Source organism: Ktedonobacter sp. SOSP1-52, from assembly GCF_016587395.1.
In genome coordinates, this window is sequence record NZ_BNJH01000003.1 from 456637 (window position 1) to 473353 (window position 16717).

At 51.9% G+C, this 16717-nt stretch carries 18 protein-coding genes; 8 read left to right on the forward strand and 10 right to left on the reverse strand.

What is annotated here, in order from left to right; translation table 11 throughout:
- Positions 1-118 precede the first annotated feature (118 nt).
- Positions 119-901 carry a phytanoyl-CoA dioxygenase family protein gene (locus tag JMJ16_RS27590; protein WP_201386807.1) on the forward strand — a complete coding sequence of 261 codons (783 nt, stop codon included), beginning with the start codon at positions 119-121 and terminating at the stop codon, positions 899-901.
- A 315-nt stretch (positions 902-1216) separates the two neighbouring features.
- Positions 1217-2440 carry an ABC transporter substrate-binding protein gene (locus JMJ16_RS27595; RefSeq protein WP_236601724.1) on the forward strand — a complete coding sequence of 408 codons (1224 nt, stop codon included), beginning with the start codon at positions 1217-1219 and terminating at the stop codon, positions 2438-2440.
- Between the two features lie 122 nt (positions 2441-2562).
- On the opposite strand, the gene JMJ16_RS54670 is transcribed toward JMJ16_RS27595, so the two are convergent.
- From JMJ16_RS54670 to JMJ16_RS27615, 4 genes are all read right to left on the reverse strand, one after another.
- Positions 2563-2754, reverse strand: a complete 192-nt coding sequence (locus JMJ16_RS54670; protein ID WP_236601725.1) for a helix-turn-helix domain-containing protein — start codon at positions 2752-2754, stop codon at positions 2563-2565.
- Positions 2751-3068 carry a hypothetical protein gene (locus JMJ16_RS27605; protein ID WP_201386809.1) on the reverse strand — a complete coding sequence of 106 codons (318 nt, stop codon included), beginning with the start codon at positions 3066-3068 and terminating at the stop codon, positions 2751-2753. The genes JMJ16_RS54670 and JMJ16_RS27605 overlap by 4 nt, the downstream gene beginning before the upstream one ends.
- A gap of 91 nt (positions 3069-3159) precedes the next feature.
- A complete protein-coding gene (locus JMJ16_RS27610) occupies positions 3160-3396 on the reverse strand; it encodes a transcriptional regulator (RefSeq protein WP_201386811.1) in 237 nt (78 codons plus the stop codon).
- A gap of 304 nt (positions 3397-3700) precedes the next feature.
- Positions 3701-4357 carry a hypothetical protein gene (locus JMJ16_RS27615; RefSeq protein ID WP_201386813.1) on the reverse strand — a complete coding sequence of 219 codons (657 nt, stop codon included), beginning with the start codon at positions 4355-4357 and terminating at the stop codon, positions 3701-3703.
- 508 nt (positions 4358-4865) lie between these two features.
- Between JMJ16_RS27615 and JMJ16_RS27620 the strand changes: the two genes are divergently transcribed.
- The 3 genes from JMJ16_RS27620 (at position 4866) to JMJ16_RS27630 (ending at position 8757) form a co-directional block, all read left to right on the forward strand.
- The gene (locus tag JMJ16_RS27620) at positions 4866-5114 is read left to right on the forward strand and encodes a bacteriocin (protein WP_201386815.1); all 249 of its coding nucleotides are present in this window, start codon (positions 4866-4868) and stop codon (positions 5112-5114) included.
- Between the two features lie 176 nt (positions 5115-5290).
- On the forward strand, positions 5291-5866 hold the full coding sequence (locus JMJ16_RS27625; RefSeq protein WP_201386817.1) for a hypothetical protein: 576 nt from the start codon (positions 5291-5293) through the stop codon (positions 5864-5866).
- A 140-nt stretch (positions 5867-6006) separates the two neighbouring features.
- Positions 6007-8757, forward strand: coding sequence for a peptidase domain-containing ABC transporter (locus tag JMJ16_RS27630; RefSeq protein ID WP_236601726.1), 2751 nt, complete (start codon positions 6007-6009; stop codon positions 8755-8757).
- Between the two features lie 633 nt (positions 8758-9390).
- On the opposite strand, the gene JMJ16_RS27635 is transcribed toward JMJ16_RS27630, so the two are convergent.
- Both JMJ16_RS27635 and JMJ16_RS27640 read right to left on the reverse strand, forming a co-directional pair.
- Positions 9391-9687, reverse strand: coding sequence for a GNAT family N-acetyltransferase (locus tag JMJ16_RS27635; RefSeq protein ID WP_201386818.1), 297 nt, complete (start codon positions 9685-9687; stop codon positions 9391-9393).
- A gap of 359 nt (positions 9688-10046) precedes the next feature.
- Positions 10047-11174, reverse strand: coding sequence for an RNA-guided endonuclease TnpB family protein (locus tag JMJ16_RS27640; RefSeq protein WP_201386820.1), 1128 nt, complete (start codon positions 11172-11174; stop codon positions 10047-10049).
- A gap of 72 nt (positions 11175-11246) precedes the next feature.
- Between JMJ16_RS27640 and JMJ16_RS27645 the strand changes: the two genes are divergently transcribed.
- A complete protein-coding gene (locus JMJ16_RS27645; protein WP_201377430.1) occupies positions 11247-11444 on the forward strand; it encodes a ribbon-helix-helix protein, CopG family in 198 nt (65 codons plus the stop codon).
- Here JMJ16_RS27645 and JMJ16_RS27650 read toward each other — a convergent pair.
- From JMJ16_RS27650 to JMJ16_RS57285, 3 genes are all read right to left on the reverse strand, one after another.
- Positions 11430-12035 (reverse strand): transposase, encoded by a 606-nt coding sequence (locus JMJ16_RS27650; protein ID WP_201386822.1) that lies wholly within the window; start codon positions 12033-12035, stop codon positions 11430-11432. The genes JMJ16_RS27645 and JMJ16_RS27650 overlap by 15 nt on opposite strands.
- Positions 12032-12538 carry a hypothetical protein gene (locus JMJ16_RS27655; RefSeq protein ID WP_201386824.1) on the reverse strand — a complete coding sequence of 169 codons (507 nt, stop codon included), beginning with the start codon at positions 12536-12538 and terminating at the stop codon, positions 12032-12034. Before JMJ16_RS27655 ends, JMJ16_RS27650 begins: the two co-directional genes overlap by 4 nt.
- A gap of 363 nt (positions 12539-12901) precedes the next feature.
- Positions 12902-13045, reverse strand: coding sequence for a transposase (locus JMJ16_RS57285; RefSeq protein ID WP_374229094.1), 144 nt, complete (start codon positions 13043-13045; stop codon positions 12902-12904).
- Positions 13046-13059: 14 nt separating this feature from the next.
- Here JMJ16_RS57285 and JMJ16_RS27660 point away from each other — a divergent pair, with 14 nt between their 5' ends.
- Positions 13060-14319: a transposase gene (locus tag JMJ16_RS27660; RefSeq protein WP_255553248.1), complete on the forward strand. Its 1260-nt coding sequence runs from the start codon at positions 13060-13062 to the stop codon at positions 14317-14319.
- A 144-nt stretch (positions 14320-14463) separates the two neighbouring features.
- Positions 14464-16164 carry a WD40 repeat domain-containing serine/threonine protein kinase gene (locus tag JMJ16_RS27665; RefSeq protein ID WP_201386826.1) on the forward strand — a complete coding sequence of 567 codons (1701 nt, stop codon included), beginning with the start codon at positions 14464-14466 and terminating at the stop codon, positions 16162-16164.
- Positions 16165-16181: 17 nt separating this feature from the next.
- Here the strand turns inward: JMJ16_RS27665 and JMJ16_RS27670 are convergent, their stop codons facing one another.
- On the reverse strand, positions 16182-16676 hold the full coding sequence (locus JMJ16_RS27670) for a zinc ribbon domain-containing protein (protein ID WP_201386827.1): 495 nt from the start codon (positions 16674-16676) through the stop codon (positions 16182-16184).
- Between the last annotated feature and the right edge of the window lie 41 nt (positions 16677-16717).

Below are 16717 nucleotides of genomic sequence, written 5' to 3' on the forward strand. Positions count from 1 at the left end.
ATACAAAAAGATCCATTCGATCGGCGCTTGAAGCGTCGTGTCGTTATCGTAGTTGCTTAAACACCTTTTTACGGACCTCATAACGGACCTCATATGTGAAGAGTAAAGGAGTTTTCACATGACAATATCTGTCTATACGACGACTGCGGAAAACCTTTCTACTGAAACTATCGAGACGTATCGCAGGCAAGGATTCGTGTCTATTCGTGGCATTATTTCGCCAGAGGAAGTGACACGATTCCGCGCCGCTACTTTGGAGACGCAGAAACGCATCAAGAACTACTCACATCACAGCAACATCTTCACGCAACTGGTCAATGTCTGGCGCGAAGATGCGGCGATACGCCAGCTTACTCTCCACCCCAACGTGGCCGCGATAGCCCAACGGTTGGCAGGCGTTCCCCTGCGTATCTGGCACGACCAGACGCTTATTAAGGAACCACACAACAATGCACCAACGGAGTTTCACCAGGATCAACCTTACTGGCCGCACGCCAACTCAACCCATGCGCTGAGTGCCTGGATCGCGCTCGTCGATGTGCCAGCCGAAAGGGGCTGCATGACCTTTATCCCCGGTTCACAGACAAAAACTGAACTCACCAGCCAGGATCTTTCTGATGCCCATGACTTGATGAGGAAGTGTCCTGACCTGGTATGGATGCAGCGCGTTACAGTCCCCTTAAAAGCGGGCGATTGCACCTTCCATCATGCTCGTATCGCCCACATGGCAACGCCAAATTTTACCGATGAGCAACGTATCGCGCACGTTGCTATCTATATGGATGCCAGCACGACGTACACCGGGAAGCGGCATGTCATCACCGATCCGCTAGGGCTACAAATGGGCCAGAAACTGGAGGGCGACTTTTTCCCAACGGTCGAGGAAATAGTCGCGCGCTAGGCAACACTCTGTGTGGTTCGTTGCCCTCCCTCAATGACTCCGCTGGAAAATTTGAAACAATGTGTTAGCAACACATACAAGGACGTCGATGGATTGCCAAGCCATAACAGGTAGCTTGCTTTTTAGCGGAGTCATCAATGGGTGGAGCATGTCTTGTTCGGTAAAACAACTTTATACCAGCAAGACCTCGACCCCCAATTGACTAATCTGGTTTACCAGGTGGAGCGGAGATTGTTTATCGGTGATAATCATGTCGAGGCGCTCTAAGGGACAGATGGTAGCTAACGCTGACGGAGAACCTTATAATGAGATGATTTGTTAGTCTTAGTGATAGACCTCACCACTCTCTTCCATTTCTCCGAATACGTTGACAATACCTCTGCTACTTACTTGCAGCCCGAACGATACGCTGGCAACAATTTTAGTGATCATCTGAATGCGGGTATTGGAGGATCCGGACCCTGGATGGTCTTGCAGTATATTCACAACAAAGAGATCGATTTCGTCCCCAATCCAAAGTACTTTGGCCCCAAACCCCAGCTCAAAAAGGTCGTTATGCCGTTCGTCAGAGAGGGCGATACGACGTATAAGCTGTATCAGAGCAACCAGGTTGATTCAGCTCCCATCCCCTCGACGCAGATTGCGAACGCTAGATCTCAGCTTGGAACACAGTTCCACCAGCAGCCCTTGCTGGATGTCTATTACTTGAGCCTGAACTACCTGGCAAAGCCGTTTGACAATATCAAGATACGTCAAGCTTTTGATCTGGCAATCAATAAAGATGCCATCGCTCATAATGTCTTTCACGATATGGTCATTCCGACGAATCATATCGTTCCATCCGGCATGCCTGGTTATAATGCCAACTTGACAGGACCACAAACCCATAATGGTACAACTAGCGATGTGCAGCTTGCCAGGCAGTTGTTTAACCAGGGCTTGAAAGAAGAAGGTCTGACCCTGGCTGACCTTCCTCCCATCACATTCACCACGGCCTCGCAAGGATCTGCGGACAAGAGAAATGAGTACTCGGCGCTCCAGCAGATGTGGAAGTCCGCACTAGGGGTCAATGTCAAGATTGATGACATAGACCTCACGCGTCTCTACTCTGAGCGCAGCGCCACGGTCAATAATCCCAATGGTCTCCAGTTGCACACATTGGATTGGATTGCGGACTATCCAGATCCTCAAAACTGGTTGACTCTGCTGTTCGACCAGGGTTCGCCCAAGAATGCCGGGAACTACGGACAGAACCATACGTCAAATGCCATTCAGCAGCAGGCGAATCAACGCCTCCTGGAGCAAGCTGACGTCAATCAAAATCTGATCGAGCGTCTCAAGCAATACAATCAAGCGGAGCAAGCACTGATCAACGATGTTGCCTGGATTCCAATTTACCAGAACACGAATGTTTTGGCACGCAAATCTTGCGTCGTTGGTATTGTTGATAATGCCCAGAATATGATTCCTCCCGCTGACTGGGGAAATATTTACATCTCAACAGCGACTCCTTGCGCTAATACCAGTCAATATCAATAGCAGAGTTGCACCTGATTCAGTAGCCTGAGCAGACAGCGAGAGGGCGAGGCAGCATTTGCCTTGCCCTCTCGCTGTCTGCTCCTCTAGAGCTCATGGTCATTCGGCTGCCGCTGGATGTCTTTCTACTCAACCAAGCGCTGGATCGTTCCCCGTGAGGTGCCAAGCGCACTGGCAATCTTCCGAATGGACATGTCGGGCTGCTGCAAAAGCGTGATGGCCTCTTCTCGCTGTGCGGGCGACAGGCTCGGGTGCACAGGGGTGGGAGATGCCTGATGGTGATGTCCCGTTTGGGCGGCCAGTACTCGGCGCGTCACCAGAGTCCTCCCTCTCTCTGCTCCCATTTCCCCGTCTGTTGGAGCCCTAACGCGAGGACGGGAAGGACACTGGGCCGCGGGATGAGTCCGACGATGACTTGCCGCTCCAGGTCGTAGACCAGCCCTTCCACCGTCAGTAGGCCCCCCACGAGATCGCGCCGCTCCTTCGGCGCTGCCTCACTCCAAGAGGCGGCCATATCTGCGAGCGCTTCCCCCGTTGAAAGAGAGGTCTGTCTGATTGTCTCTCGGCCTTGCTCTGGGAGGAGCTGAGTGAACCCGAGGAAGACCTCTTGTGGATTCGCCCTTCTGCACATCGAACGCTGCTCCGTCTCTCTACGCCAACCAGTTTGACGTAGGATGGACGAGTAGTAGGCCACGTAATACCGATATTGCCTCGTCGTGCGATTAGGCGATTGGGGAATTTGGCCCGAGCACGACGACTTGTCGATGTTTTATGTCATTGCCTGCAAATATTTCCACCTCATGGGTCGTTGTGTGAATACGGCCAATTGGCTCTCCTTTCCCCTCCATGTAGACCGAAGTCCATTCTATACCTTTGGCGGAGAGATCCATCAGCAACGAAATTTCCCATATTACGTTGAACTGCGCGACAATGTGTCCATTTTGAAATAGCAGGCGCAACGTCTTGTTCCTTCTACGATAAAAAATAGCCTATGCTTTCACCATTGTATCTTATCTTTGCCTTTTCCCTGAAATAAGAACGCCTCTTTTCTCCACCCAGACAAGAGCCCTGTTCTGGAAACACCGCTTCGGCGGAGAGAAATTCTTCGTAGTAGTAGTTCTCACCTGATGGATGCTTACATAGTAGGGGATGTCAATGTCTGTATGTGGTGGAGCAGGAAAGGGTTTCCTCATAAAGAGAGACTGCTCCTTTGGAATAATGGCTCCCTTTGCTCTGTTCGTGTCGTTACCGATAAGGGCTTATCTACTGTTTGCAAGCAGCACGAACGACACGCCTGATTGTCTCATACGAAACCCTATAATCCACTGCAACCTTGCGCAGTGGTTCTTGGTTCTCAACAATACGGCGTACCACATTTGGCCATTCCGAAACGGGAATTTTCCACTGTGGCGTGCCTGGGCCAGGGCGGCGTTGAGAAAGGGAAACCACTTCTGGATTATGAGGTGCTTGGTCAAATGGATCATCAGATTGGATATATTCAGAACTGGATTTGGGCGTATAGACGAGAATATCACGGCGACCTGAAAACAACTTGTCAATGGGGATCAAGGCCAGGTGCGACCGGTGGTTCGTCGCCCGTCGGTTCCGTTGCGACCAGTGAATTGTCACAAGCAGTTCACTGGTCTCTTTGTATTCAAAGACTCCTTGAGTCACACTCAAAATGGGCAGGAATGCTGGACGAGGTTTGAGTGCAGCAATCATTTTCAGTTTGGCATCATAGGAGAACCCCTCTGGTTCCAAGAGAATCGTGATCATCTCATACCGCTCTTCAGGTGTCGTGACATCCCACAAGGCGGCCATGCCCGGGAGGTGTTCACCAGCTTCTCTCACCTCGTCGTAGGTGACTCCCCCTACCTCTGGAACATCAAGCCTTTTGAATACGAGGGCGATTGCTACCATTTCACCATCAAACGCTTCATCCTCAATGTACCCTTCCCTGTGCTGCTTGAATATGCGATTTTTCTTAAGCCTCAACTGTAGCAGATCGATATACTTCTTGCCACACACACTGTAGAAGTCGCATACCCACATTTTAATTTATAGTGCGATAAATAAAACTATGTGAATTAATAATGATGAGTATATTACATCATATAAACTCATCCTTTGTGTATTTTATCGCTGATAAGTGGTACCATGCGGCTATATTGCAGATGGCGTGAGCTAAAGACTATTTTGAGAGTAGTATACTATCCATAGTTTCAAGAACGCCTATGCAATGGGAACGTTCTTGGACGTTTGGGAAAGGTCGCTTCCCATACTCTTCCGTCGCGACTCCATGCGGACAGTCGCTATGATGCCTTGTTATGGGAAATCCGATCGACCTGAACTTGACCATAGTGATCCATCTCTCATGAGATAGCAGATCACTCGTTTTTTAGTAGTTTGTCAAGGAGGATTTGTTTTTATGTTCGACGAGAAAAATCCCATGTTCCAGGAGTTGACCGATGAGGATCTAGATCAAGTTGCTGGCGGTTCCGGTCTGTTTGGTGGTGTCGTGGGCTCGGTCTTGAATACAGTCAACGGCACCGCATCAAATGCCACGACGACGGCGACGTCAACAAGCCTCCCTCTTGCGACTGGTGGTGCGAACGTTGGCGTGCAGACTCCAGCCGGTAGCGTGAACCTTGGTCTTGGCACTGATCTCGGCCTCTAGCAGCGCAAAGATCGATGGAATGCAGGGAAAACGTCTAGGCGTTTTCTATTTGTTCTGTCATATGATCTCTCAAATGCGGCTCTGCTCGTAGTCACTGGGAAATGCATTGCGAGCAGAGTTTCTCCAGCTGGTTGGTAAGTTGCTCGAAGCACTTACCAACTGGCGCTCATTTTACCATGTTTTCTATGACCTCTTCAAATCGTTCGATTTTTCGTGAAGATGCTTATAAGCGGCATCTTCAGAAGCAAAAACAGAGCATTATCCTACGCCTGGCGACACCTCCCGTGTGGATGTTTGCCTGGCTGCTTTTGCTCTGTTTCCTGGGAGCCAGTCTCCTGGCGTGGAGAACGCAGGTCCCAGTTTTCGTGGGAGGGCAGGGGATTTTGACGCGACAAAACTCCACACATGGAGCGATCATCGTCGCGGTGCTCTTTGTGCCAGTGAGCCAACAAAAGCAGATCCATCCCGGTCAAGCTGTCGAATTACGTGTTGGCCCAAAGGCGACTCTTTTACGCGGTGTCGTTGTGTCTCTTGAACCACGCGTGATGAGTCCTCTGGATCTACGCACTCGTTTTCAGCTTCAAGGTGAAAGCGCGTCGATGGTTGCCGAGCCTTCCGTCACGGCGGCTCTACGTCTTGATGCTCCTCTCTCAGCCAATCTCTACGCAGGGAGCACCTTTTCAGCTCGTGTCCAGGTGGGATCACAGAGTGTGCTTTCCCTGTTGCCTGGCCTCAACCAACTCGTTTCGTAGTTGGATTTTCAGTGAGAACTACAAGGTGTCAACTGTCTTGACACGTACAACCACACTACAAAGGAGAGGAGGCCACATTCCTGGCCCTGCCTTTTTTCATTACCGGGAGGATACTACGCTCATAGGGGGATGCTGCGCTTATGGAAGAACACATACCAAAGGGATATGACACCGCTCGGGCCATTTATGATGCCCATCAGACAAGCAAGAGGCAGAAAGCTGTGCAGCCTCGATTATCATTACCCAGCCATGAACAGAGGGAGAGTGGGTGTTTGCCGTGTGAGCCAGTTTCTCCGACACCCACGAGCGCTGAAACTCCCACCCATCCCATGAGGGCACTCAAAGAACTCGTGGCAGAGTCAGCACGACCTGTGGCCGCTCTTCAAACCATGGTGCTTGATCCCTCGCGCTTCTTCTCAACGAGAGAAATGCAGACACCTTCGGGGCCGCGTTTGCTTGCCTTACCTAGTCATCATAGAAGTACAGGCGTCTCGAGATCAGTTTCACTTAGCCCGCAGACTGCTAAGCACAGTACGACGCATCCGGCCATACTGTCGCTACCCAGCCGACAGAAAGAGGCCGTGCCGTCGAGGAATAGACAGCGTGTCGACGTCGCCAGTTCCTCTCAAGGTCGACCCGTTACCTCTGTGCGCTCCTCGCAGGAGCGCCAGCAACCGCCACAGGCAACGGAGAAGGCGCGCACCCAGGAACCTGCTCGTCCTCGCCGTCTGAAGCACCTCCGTCGCGTTCCTGCAATGAGACAGATGACTGCGGTTGAATGTGGAGCGGCTTGCCTGGCGATGATTCTTACCTACTATGGGTGCGCCACTCGTGTTTCGGATGTGCAGGAGCGTTGTGGTGTCGGTCGGGATGGCTTGTCCGCGCGTGCCATTGCGAAATCCGCGCGCCAGTATGGATGCAAGGTGCGTGCGGTCTCTTTAAAGGTCGAGGATTTCCGTTTTGTCTCGCTTCCAGCTATCATTCACTGGGAGTTTAATCATTTTGTGGTTGTTGAACGCTGGTCGAAGAGGTATGTTGACCTTGTTGATCCGGCCGTTGGGCGTCGACGCATCACCCACACCGAGTTTGAAGAAGGCTTCACTGGCGTCGTCCTTATGGTCGAGCCAGGACCTCAGTTTACGCGGCAATCTTCCCAGCGTTCTTTCTCTCTGGGGACGTATGCACGTTCCATGTTGTCTCTCCGCGGCATTCTCATCCAAATCATCGGGGCGTCGCTGCTGTTGCAGTTGCTTGGCCTTTGCGCCCCCCTTCTGACAGCAGTGGCGGTCGATACGATCATTCCATCCGCGAATCGAGATCTTCTCATGCTGCTTGGCGTTGGAATGCTCCTGTTGATTTTCGCGCAAGGGGTCACGAAGCTTTTGCGTGCCACATTGATTATTTATCTGCAAACACGCATTGATGTGCACATGACGCAGCACTTCTTTACCCATTTGCTCAGTTTGCCATACCGCTTTTTCCAGCTTCGCTTAAGTGGTGACTTGCTTTCCCGTATGAGCAGTAACGCTGCGATCCGCGATCTTCTCTCCAGTCAATTGGTCTCGACGGTGCTCGATAGCAGCAGTGTGCTTCTTTCTCTGATAGCCTTGATCTGGTTATCCAAATTGATTGCGGGTGTGACCGTACTCATTGGCGCGTTTCAGATTGGCTTGTTGCTGCTCACTGCCCCATCTGTGCGCAGGCTTATGCAACGCGAGCTCATGGCCCAGGGAAAAGCTCAGGGCTACTTGAATGAAACCCTGGCTGGCATCGCCACCCTCAAGGCTGCTGGCGCTGAAGAGCGCGCATTCGACCGCTGGACGAATTTGTACTTTGAGCAGATGAATATCTCCATCCGTCGCAATTATCTGGTCTCGTTGATTGGCGTCATCTTCGAATTACTTTACAATCTGTCCCCCACGCTCTTGCTCTGGATAGGAACGCTGCAAGTCATCAATGGAGCGATACCTCTTGGCACGATGTTCGCGCTCACTACGCTGGCTACCCTCTTCCTCATGCCACTCAGTTCGCTGGCGTCGAGTGGACAGAAATTGCAGATTGCTGGCGCCCACTTCGAGCGCATCGCCGATGTGCTTGAGGCCGAACCTGAGCAAGATCCACTGCAGGTGCGCACCCCGCCAACACTGACTGGTCGTATTGAGGTGAACAATGTGCGTTTCCAGTATGCACCACACACGCCGCTGATTTTGAACGATATTACGGTGAATATTGCTCCTGGGCAGCGGGTTGCGTTGGTTGGGAGAACAGGCTCAGGTAAAAGCACATTGGGGAAGTTGTTGATTGGGCTGCTCACGCCAACGCAAGGGACGATCGCGTTTGATGGAATACCGCTGCAAGAGTTGAACTATCGCGAGGTTCGCAGTCAGTTTGGAGTGGTTCTGCAAGAATCTTTCATCTTTAGCGGCTCCGTACGCGAAAACATCGCGCTCAATCATCCAGAGATGGACATGGCACAGGTGATGAGAGCGGCACAATTGGCAGCCATCCATGAGGACATCGAGAAGATGCCCATGGGGTATGAGACGGTCATGTCTGAGGGAGGAAGTTCCTTTTCCGGTGGGCAGCGCCAGCGATTGGCCCTGGCCCGTGCCCTGGCTCACCAACCAGCCGTCCTTTTATTAGATGAGGCAACGAGCGCGCTCGATGTCACGACCGAGCGCGCGGTAGAACAGAATCTCTCTCGTTTCTCCTGTACGCAGGTCGTCATTGCGCACCGCTTGAGTACCATCCGCAACGCGGATCTGATCCTGGTGCTGGATCAAGGGCGTATCGTGGAGCAGGGATCTCATGAAAGGCTCCTGCGTCGTGGAGGCTACTATGCCCAACTGATCCAGAGCCAGATTGAAAGTGGTGAGATTGAAGCCGCGTAGCATTGTTTCAATGCAGATTTCTTTCGTCAACGGCCATAACAGTCGCCCTGGCCTGGTTTCATTCCCATGTGGAGAGCCAGGCCAGCGGTGGCTCTTACCAGCGCTTTTCGGCGTACAGTTTTCCCATGAAATGCATATTTTGCAGAAGAGCAGCGCGCCCAGGCTGTAGATATCTGCCTGCGGCGTGGTTTGGGTGCGGCCATACCTTCCATCGAGAGGACCTACCATATTCTCTGCTGCTTGCGAACTACATTGATAGTGTGCCTGCTTGTTTTGTCTGACACACCATAATCGCTGGCAACTTTACGCAGCGATCAGGGTCTGCGAATTATTGCTGAGTGAGAGATACCCCAATTTGTGAGATGAGAAGAGGGAAGATGGTCTGACGTTGGGAACGCGAGCTAGGATGAGGCGCGTTCTGACACATCCATGAGGATGGTAAGAGACACCTTCGGCAGACGAAGCGCGTTCTCTGTCAGATCGCAGGTTGGGAGAAGACCTTTGGGAAAAAGTTGCGGATGTGAGTGAGGTCAAGAGGCAAGCAACTGGAGCAAACCGGGAACCGATACCCATCCATACGTGGCGAGCATAAACTCCTCTCCGCTAATCTCGCCTCGGTACGGTATTCCTCAATCAGGTGCGCACCCAACAATTCATAAAACCTTTTGGCGGGATAGTTGTCCGGAACGCTCCCACAAACAGAGATGGAACCATCTCTTGTTGAAAGTGCTCGGCGACAGCCCGTATCAGATTTCGCCCAATGCCCATGCGATGGTAATCGGGCAAGATATACATGGTTTTCAGTTCACCCTGATAGGCCTGGTAGCCAGGAGGTCGTTTTCCTGCTAATGCAGCGAGAGCATAGCCGACAACGGTGCCATGATCTTCCGCGACATAACAAAAAGGACGACGCTCTTCTTTCTTGACCATTTCTTCAAATCTCGGTAGAGCATTCTCATACGACAAGCTATAAAAAAACACCCCCATTTCCACAAGTCTGGGGGTGTTTCTCTAATTCCTACTTAGGAACGTCGCTACCTGACTCACTGACAACAATATCCTGATCGTGCATCAAAGTGCTTCAAGATCGATACGAATGTCCTTAGCAGTGGTGCCAGAAACTTTGAGTATTCGATCACCACCAGTATTACTGTTACCTGGAATCCAGTCGCCCATGTAATGGAATTGACACTCCCCCGGATACATCCAGGGGGATTCTTCCTTCATCCAGGCGACTTGCTCACTCCCATTACTGAGAGACAGTAGAGGCCCTCCTGTCCAGAAGCGTTTTATGCACTCAGAGGTGCATCAGTTTCCGTATGCCCTACGAGACTGAGAGCCTTCTGCAAAATGTTCATAGCGGCGTTGTGGTCTCTATCCAACACGATGCCGCAACCTGTGCATATGTGAGTTCGCACGCTCAAGCTCTTCTTGACGAGCGTGCCACAGGCTGAACAATTCTGACTGGTGGAGTGTGGCGGGAGAGCAATGACAGGGATACCATGTGCTGCCGCATAGTACTTGACCCAAGCCAGAAATAGCCTCCATCCAGCATCGTGTATGCTCTTTGCAAGGTGCCTATTTCTGACCATGTTGCGAATCTGCAAATCTTCAAAGGCAATCAAGTCGTGAGACGAGACGAGCGCGTTTGCCTGCTTTCTGGCAAAATCTTCACGCTGCCTTTGGACTTTCAAGTGGGCTTTTGCAACGGCTTTGCGAGCCTTCTTTCGATTCTGACTCTTCTTTTGTTTCTTAGAGAGACGACGTTGCAAACGTTTGAGGCGTTTTTCTGCTTTGCGATAGTGGCGAGGGTTCTCAACGGTGACTCCCTCAGAATCGGTAGAGAAGGCTTTCAAGCCAACATCGATACCAATCTGCTTGCCAGAGGGAAGATGCTCGATATGCCGCTCGGCCACGACGGCAAACTGGCAGTAGTAGCCATCGGCACGCCAGATGAGACGAACACGCCTGATGTCAGGGATGGGGCGGGTGGCGAGATCACGACTGCCGATCAGACGCAAGCGACCGATGTTGCATCCGTCGGTGAAGGTAATATGTTTGCCGTCCGAGTCCAGCTTCCACCCGGTCGTCTTGTACTCGACCGACCTGTTATCATGCTGAAAACGTGGATAGCCCTTCTTGCCTGGTTTCTGGTTACGGCAGTTGTCATAGAAGCGAGAGACGGCAGCCCATGCCCGATCAGCAGCCACTTGCCGAGCCTGAGAATTGAGAGAAAAAGCAAAGGGGAATTCTTTGGCAAGAACAGCGCAATAGCATTGCAGATCATTCTTGCTCGCATGCTTGTCCATCCACAAACGCAGGCACTTGTTGCGAATGAACTGCACGATACGGATAGCCTCATCAATGGCTGTATATTGAGCCTTGTTGCCATCCAGTTTGTATTCGTAGATCAGCATCCTTCTTGCTCCTTCTCGTTTCCAGTGGTATATTTTACATCACAATTGTGATGTAGTCAAGAGAGGTAGATCATGGTACGAGCACGCAAAAATATCTACTTTACTGAGAAACAGGTGGAACGATTAGAGAGAAAAAGTCGAGAGGAGAACTTACCTGAAGCGGAAATAGTACGCCGGGCTTTAGATGCCTATTTAGCATGGGATGATCCAACCTACCAGCCAACTCCACCCACGCCCCAAACAAGGAAGAGCCATTCATCCCCTGGATAAATCACAGGGGCTTTCTGGCTCGTTTTCTGTAAAAATATCGGGGCGGTCTTCAGATTTGAAAATGCTCTGCGTTCTTGCGCGAAACAGAGCCGTCTGCTGAAGCGAAAATTGCCGAATTGGAGCGTTTTTGTGGACAGTTGGCAGTGGAGAATGCCTTATTAAAAAAGTATTGGGCAAGCTCCCGTTGAGCAACGGCAAACCATACAGTAGAAATTCTGACATCCATTTTGACATCTTAGAGGTGGAGTGCCCCCAAAAAATACATACCAATGTGAGGAGATGAGAGATAATCACGAGAATACTGTGAGCGACAGCCATGCCAGCCCGCTTTTTTCCACGCCGTGCGGCGATGCGCCGAAATTGAGCAGGCAAATAGCCGTGCTTTTGGCGGGCCACAATATGAGCGGCTTGCAATAAGAGACGCCGCACCCAAGGGTTGCCCTTGCGCGTTTTGCCATTAAGCCGTTTGCCAGCACTTTCATGATTGCCCGGACAAACCCCAGTCCAAGACGCTAAATGGGCAGCGGTGGGAAACTGTTGCATGTTGATGCCAATCTCGGCAAGAATGCCACGGGCTGACCGTTCGCTCATGCCTGGAATCGAGCACAGCAAAACGACGGCTTCTTCCCATTTCTGTCCCCAACCGAAGGGGACAGAAATGGCCGCTTGCGCGAACTTCCCTCTGGCGAACTCTCGCTTGCTTTCTCCTCTGTTGGTGAGTCATCAGAGGGAAGATCGGGAGGCGTAAACCGATGCACGATTTCAGCGGTGATCCGCTCCACCGCAGCTTCCAGGTGCTCAATCTGCATGAGGTGTTCTCGCAACAGGAACCGGTGATGAGAACTGATGGCCCCCGTGAGTGCGGCCTCCAGCTCTCTCTGGCTGGCTCGCACCCGTCCCATGGCAAGTGCGGCTAAGCGAGAGGGGTCGCTCTCTCCATCGGCAATCGCGTGCAAGATCATGCGCGAAGCCTTGCCCATGATATCGGAGACCACATCCCCTAACTTGAGATTCATCCCTTCGAGCGTCTTCTGAACGCGATTGACCTCTCTGGCTCTTTCCTCCGAGAGCCGAACCCGATAGCGCGTTAACAACCGGTGCTTTCATCCCTCCCCCTAAACGGGGAGGGATGAAAGCACCGTTCCTTGTTTGGTGGAGAGGGTGGTGGGGCGCCCAAGAAACGTTCTCACGTTCCCTGACACTCCTGTATGTACCGTTTGATGACCTCTGCCGACACGTTGCCTGCTGTACCCACATACTAGCTGCTCGTCCAAAGATGTTCCTTTCCACACATCTTTTTGCATTTGGGGAACTGCTCGCGCAAGGAGCGCGATGAGTCCCCTTTGAGCACATTCGCTCTCAATGCCGGGCTGCGCACGTGGCGGAGCGCTCACAAACACATGAATGTGGTCTTCGTCCGTCGAGAGCGCCAACAGCGTGAGACCTTGCCGAGGACCTCATTCCTCCCTCAACCGTTTCGTCTCTTTTTGGATCTCCCCTGTCAAAATACGGCGGCGGTACTTGGGAATCCATACCAGATGAGAAGCAATCAAGTAGTGGGTATATCTGGTTTTACCAACTTGTAAACCACTTTCATTCATGCTACAATTGTAGCATGAAAACGGTGACAATCTACCAATTGAATCATTTATCGCCTGCCCTCTTCCAACGCCTCAAAACTTCTCAGATGGAAGCCGCACAGGTATGGAATTGCTGTATGCAAATGCATAAAGCTGTACGTCTCGCCCATCTTCCCTGGCCAGGACGAGACGAGTTGCAGAAAGCCACCAAAGGGCGTTTTGCCTTGCAGAGCCAATCGGTGCAGATGATCGTTGCCGCCTTCCTTGCCACCATTGATATCACCCGCCAGCTCCGTCAAACGCATCCCCAGATGAAGATGAAGTACCCCTGGCGAACCAAACGTTTTTATCCGGTCAAGTGGCCTGCTCAGGCAGTGAGCAAAGAAAACGGGCGCGTTGTTTTGCCTATGGGCAGAGGACGCCCATCCCTGGTCTTGCCCCTTGAACTGCCCGAACACAGTGGGGCGTGCAGTCTGGTTTGGAACAATGGCTTTGAGCTGCATATCTGCGTGGAAATTCCACAGGCAGAGCAGGCTTCTGGCACCGTTGAGGCAACCATCGATTTGGGCGAGATCCACCTGGCTGCCGTGACTACGAACACAGGTCAGGCTCTGATCGTCACCGGACGCGGTATCCGTTCGCTCAAACACCTGAGAAGCAAACAGCTCGGCAAGATGGCGAAAAAGCAATCGAGGTGCCAAAAGTCTTCTCGTCGTTGGAAAAAGGTGCAGCGAGCCAAACACAAGCAATGTCGTCGTGCAGAACGTCGCATACGTGACCTGCGACACAAAGCCACCCGCAAGGTGATAGACTTTTGTGTGCACCATCAGGTAGGCACGCTCTTTCTTGGCAATCCTCATGGTGTTCGCAACAAGAACAATGGGAGACACCACAATCAGCGTATGGCCTTGTGGGAATACGGGAAAGACAGAGCGTATCTCACGCACAAGGCCAAAGCGGCCCACATCATGAGCTTCACTGGCTCGGAACGAGGAACAAGCAGCCAGTGTCCTAGATGTGGGCATACACACAAGCCCAAAGGCAGACAGTGGGCGTGTCGCGCTTGCCAGTTCTCCGGGCATCGGGATCTGGTTGGCTCGATCAATATGCATCGGCTTGCCTTTGGCGAGCAAGTAAACTTTCCTCGTTCGTTTACGTATCTCCGTCCTGGCTTGTCCAGGTCAAGGAGTAGTAGGGCAGACACGCCCCAACGTTGTCTGAGCAAGGAACTGGCCCAACCACGTATCGCGGATACGGTCTCCTGGGAGACAGGCCAAACCGGTAACGTTGCTTAGAAGCCCGTCCCGTTTACGGGACGTGGAGTGTCACTGGGTATTTTGTGCCTTGACATACTTCTATTCGCTCCTCTACAATTTGAGCAGGTGTGGCACTGACTTATGTGACCTACCTGAAAAATTCTGTAGCGAGAATAGAAGAGCATGGTGGATTATTCAGGACGAACTATAGATAATTATCATCTTCTGCGACAGTTAGGAAAGGGAAGTTTTGGTGAAGTCTATCTCGCTGAACATATCCACCACAAAAAGCTGTTTGCGGTCAAAATTTTGCGAGCACGGTTGAACAAGGACAATTTACGAAGCTTCCTCAATGAGGCTCGTGCTTTTCGCCTGGATCATCCTCACATTATGCGCATCAGAGACTTTGGCCTCGATGAAGATCTCCCATTTATTGTCATGGACTACATTTCTGGGGGGACGCTCCGCCAGTTACATCCACCAGGCATCCCACTTCCGCTTAAAACGATAGTTTCCTATGTGAACCAGGTTGGCGCTGCGCTCCAATTCGCTCATGATGATGGATTGGTTCACCGTGACGTGAAGCCGGAAAATATGCTCATTGATTCCCGGGGAAAAATTCTGTTGAGTGACTTTGGGATTGTGACCTCTTCACATAGCTGGAATCCCTCTCACACCTCGGGCGTGGCCGGAACGCCAGTCTATATGGCACCAGAGCAAATACAGGCCAGGCCTGTGCGAGCGAGTGATCAGTACGCACTTGCTACAATCGTGTACGAATGGTTGGTTGGTGTGCCTCCCTTCCTGGGCACTATGGCAGAACTGGCTGTCAAACATTTGACTGTATTTCCCCCTGGTTTACGCGAACAAGACCCCACTATTCCCCTTGAAGTAGAGCAGGTGGTGATGAAGGCGCTGGCAAAAGATCCTGGGCAACGTTTCGCTAGCGTAGGCGAGTTTGCAGAGGCTTTAGAGAAAGCCAGTAAACCACCATTGGGGACGACGCTCCTTGTCCTCGACACGCATATTGATCTGATAACATCTCTTGCCTGGTCCCCCAATGGCCTCTATCTTGCCTCAAGCAACGGAAAAACTGTTGCCCTTTGGGATCCCGAGACCAGTCAACTCCTTGCCACTTATACAGGGCATCGTCGTGACGTCACAGCCGTTGCCTGGTCGCCTGACGGTACCTGTCTTGCTTCCGCAAGTAGTGACAGGACCGTCCAGATATGGGAGGCTATGACCAGAAAGCCCGTACGAATGTATCAGGAACATACTGATGATGTCTTTGCTGTTGCCTGGTCACCTGATGGCACTTATCTTGCTTCTGCTGGTAGCGATCGATCCGTACGTGTGTGGGAGCCAACTACTGGTAAGACGCTCTCTACGTATGATGGACATATTGACGATATTTTAGCCGTTGCGTGGTCCCCCAAAGGGAAGCTTCTTGCCTCTGCGAGCTATGACACCACTGTGCATGTCCATGATATTCTCAGCGGTAGGCAGGTATTGACCTATGGGGGCCGTGCCGGTATCTACGCGCTGGCGTGGTCCCCCGATGGCGCGCTGCTTGCCTCTGCAAGTTATGATCAAACAGTCCAGGTACGCGAGGTACCGAGCGGACGCTTAGTTCAGGAGTATCAGGGCCATACAGCTGGCATATTTGCGTTGGTGTGGTCCCCTAACGGGTCCTTTATTGCCTCGGGCGATGATGAGAAAACTATCCATATCTGGGAGGCCTCGACCGGAAAGCTTGTGCATATCTATCGAGGGCACATGCGCGGCGTACGCTCCCTTGCCTGGTCACCTGATGTTTCTCCCATCAACGCCCGTATTGCCTCTGGCGGTTTGGATCGCGTAATCCTGATATGGCAGGCATCATAACACCCTTGGAGACCGATTCATCTCCTACGATCTCTTCTCTGTGGACTCTTCCTTTTGCGAAAGAGGCCCTTCTTGCCGGACCTTGGGACTGGCATCTGCGTAGCAACAGAGGGGGGTGGAGATGATGTGCTCCCAGGGAGCATATCATCCCATGGATGCTCCGCCTCAATGTACTTTATCCCTTGTAGGGCAAGCACATTGGTTGGTGACTGGGCTAGCACTTGTTTCCATTGGTGCTGGGCCTCCATCAAATCATGTAATTCGAAACACGCCAGCGCCAGGGCATTACGGGCCTCGATATCCTTCGGGCACCAGTACACCACCGCCGCAAAGAGATCGCGTGCCTGCTCAAAAGAACCATTACGCGCCTTGAGGAGTCCAGCATTAAAGAGCTGCGCTGGATATTGAAGCAACCGTACATAGCTTTGCAGCGGTGTTCCACAACGCCTGCATTCTTGTGCGCGTGCATCATTCTCGGCCTGGCAGCTACTTTCGGGGCATGATACTTTCATTTCGCAACCCTCCTGTGTGGCATTGTGTTTATTGATTGGAG

Bases quoted from the DNA above. Each gene is read 5' to 3' on its own strand.
- JMJ16_RS27590 (WP_201386807.1), top strand. From the start codon at position 119: ATGACAATATCTGTCTATACGACGACTGCGGAAAACCTTTCTACTGAA.
- JMJ16_RS27605 (WP_201386809.1), bottom strand. From the start codon at position 3,068: ATGTGCAGAAGGGCGAATCCACAAGAGGTCTTCCTCGGGTTCACTCAG.
- JMJ16_RS27615 (WP_201386813.1), bottom strand. From the start codon at position 4,357: ATGGTAGCAATCGCCCTCGTATTCAAAAGGCTTGATGTTCCAGAGGTA.
- JMJ16_RS27620 (WP_201386815.1), top strand. From the start codon at position 4,866: ATGTTCGACGAGAAAAATCCCATGTTCCAGGAGTTGACCGATGAGGAT.
- JMJ16_RS27625 (WP_201386817.1), top strand. From the start codon at position 5,291: ATGTTTTCTATGACCTCTTCAAATCGTTCGATTTTTCGTGAAGATGCT.
- JMJ16_RS27630 (WP_236601726.1), top strand. From the start codon at position 6,007: ATGGAAGAACACATACCAAAGGGATATGACACCGCTCGGGCCATTTAT.
- JMJ16_RS27635 (WP_201386818.1), bottom strand. From the start codon at position 9,687: ATGGTCAAGAAAGAAGAGCGTCGTCCTTTTTGTTATGTCGCGGAAGAT.
- JMJ16_RS27640 (WP_201386820.1), bottom strand. From the start codon at position 11,174: ATGCTGATCTACGAATACAAACTGGATGGCAACAAGGCTCAATATACA.
- JMJ16_RS27645 (WP_201377430.1), top strand. From the start codon at position 11,247: ATGGTACGAGCACGCAAAAATATCTACTTTACTGAGAAACAGGTGGAA.
- JMJ16_RS27650 (WP_201386822.1), bottom strand. From the start codon at position 12,035: ATGAGCGAACGGTCAGCCCGTGGCATTCTTGCCGAGATTGGCATCAAC.
- JMJ16_RS57285 (WP_374229094.1), bottom strand. From the start codon at position 13,045: ATGAATGAAAGTGGTTTACAAGTTGGTAAAACCAGATATACCCACTAC.
- JMJ16_RS27660 (WP_255553248.1), top strand. From the start codon at position 13,060: ATGAAAACGGTGACAATCTACCAATTGAATCATTTATCGCCTGCCCTC.
- JMJ16_RS27665 (WP_201386826.1), top strand. From the start codon at position 14,464: ATGGTGGATTATTCAGGACGAACTATAGATAATTATCATCTTCTGCGA.
- JMJ16_RS27670 (WP_201386827.1), bottom strand. From the start codon at position 16,676: ATGAAAGTATCATGCCCCGAAAGTAGCTGCCAGGCCGAGAATGATGCA.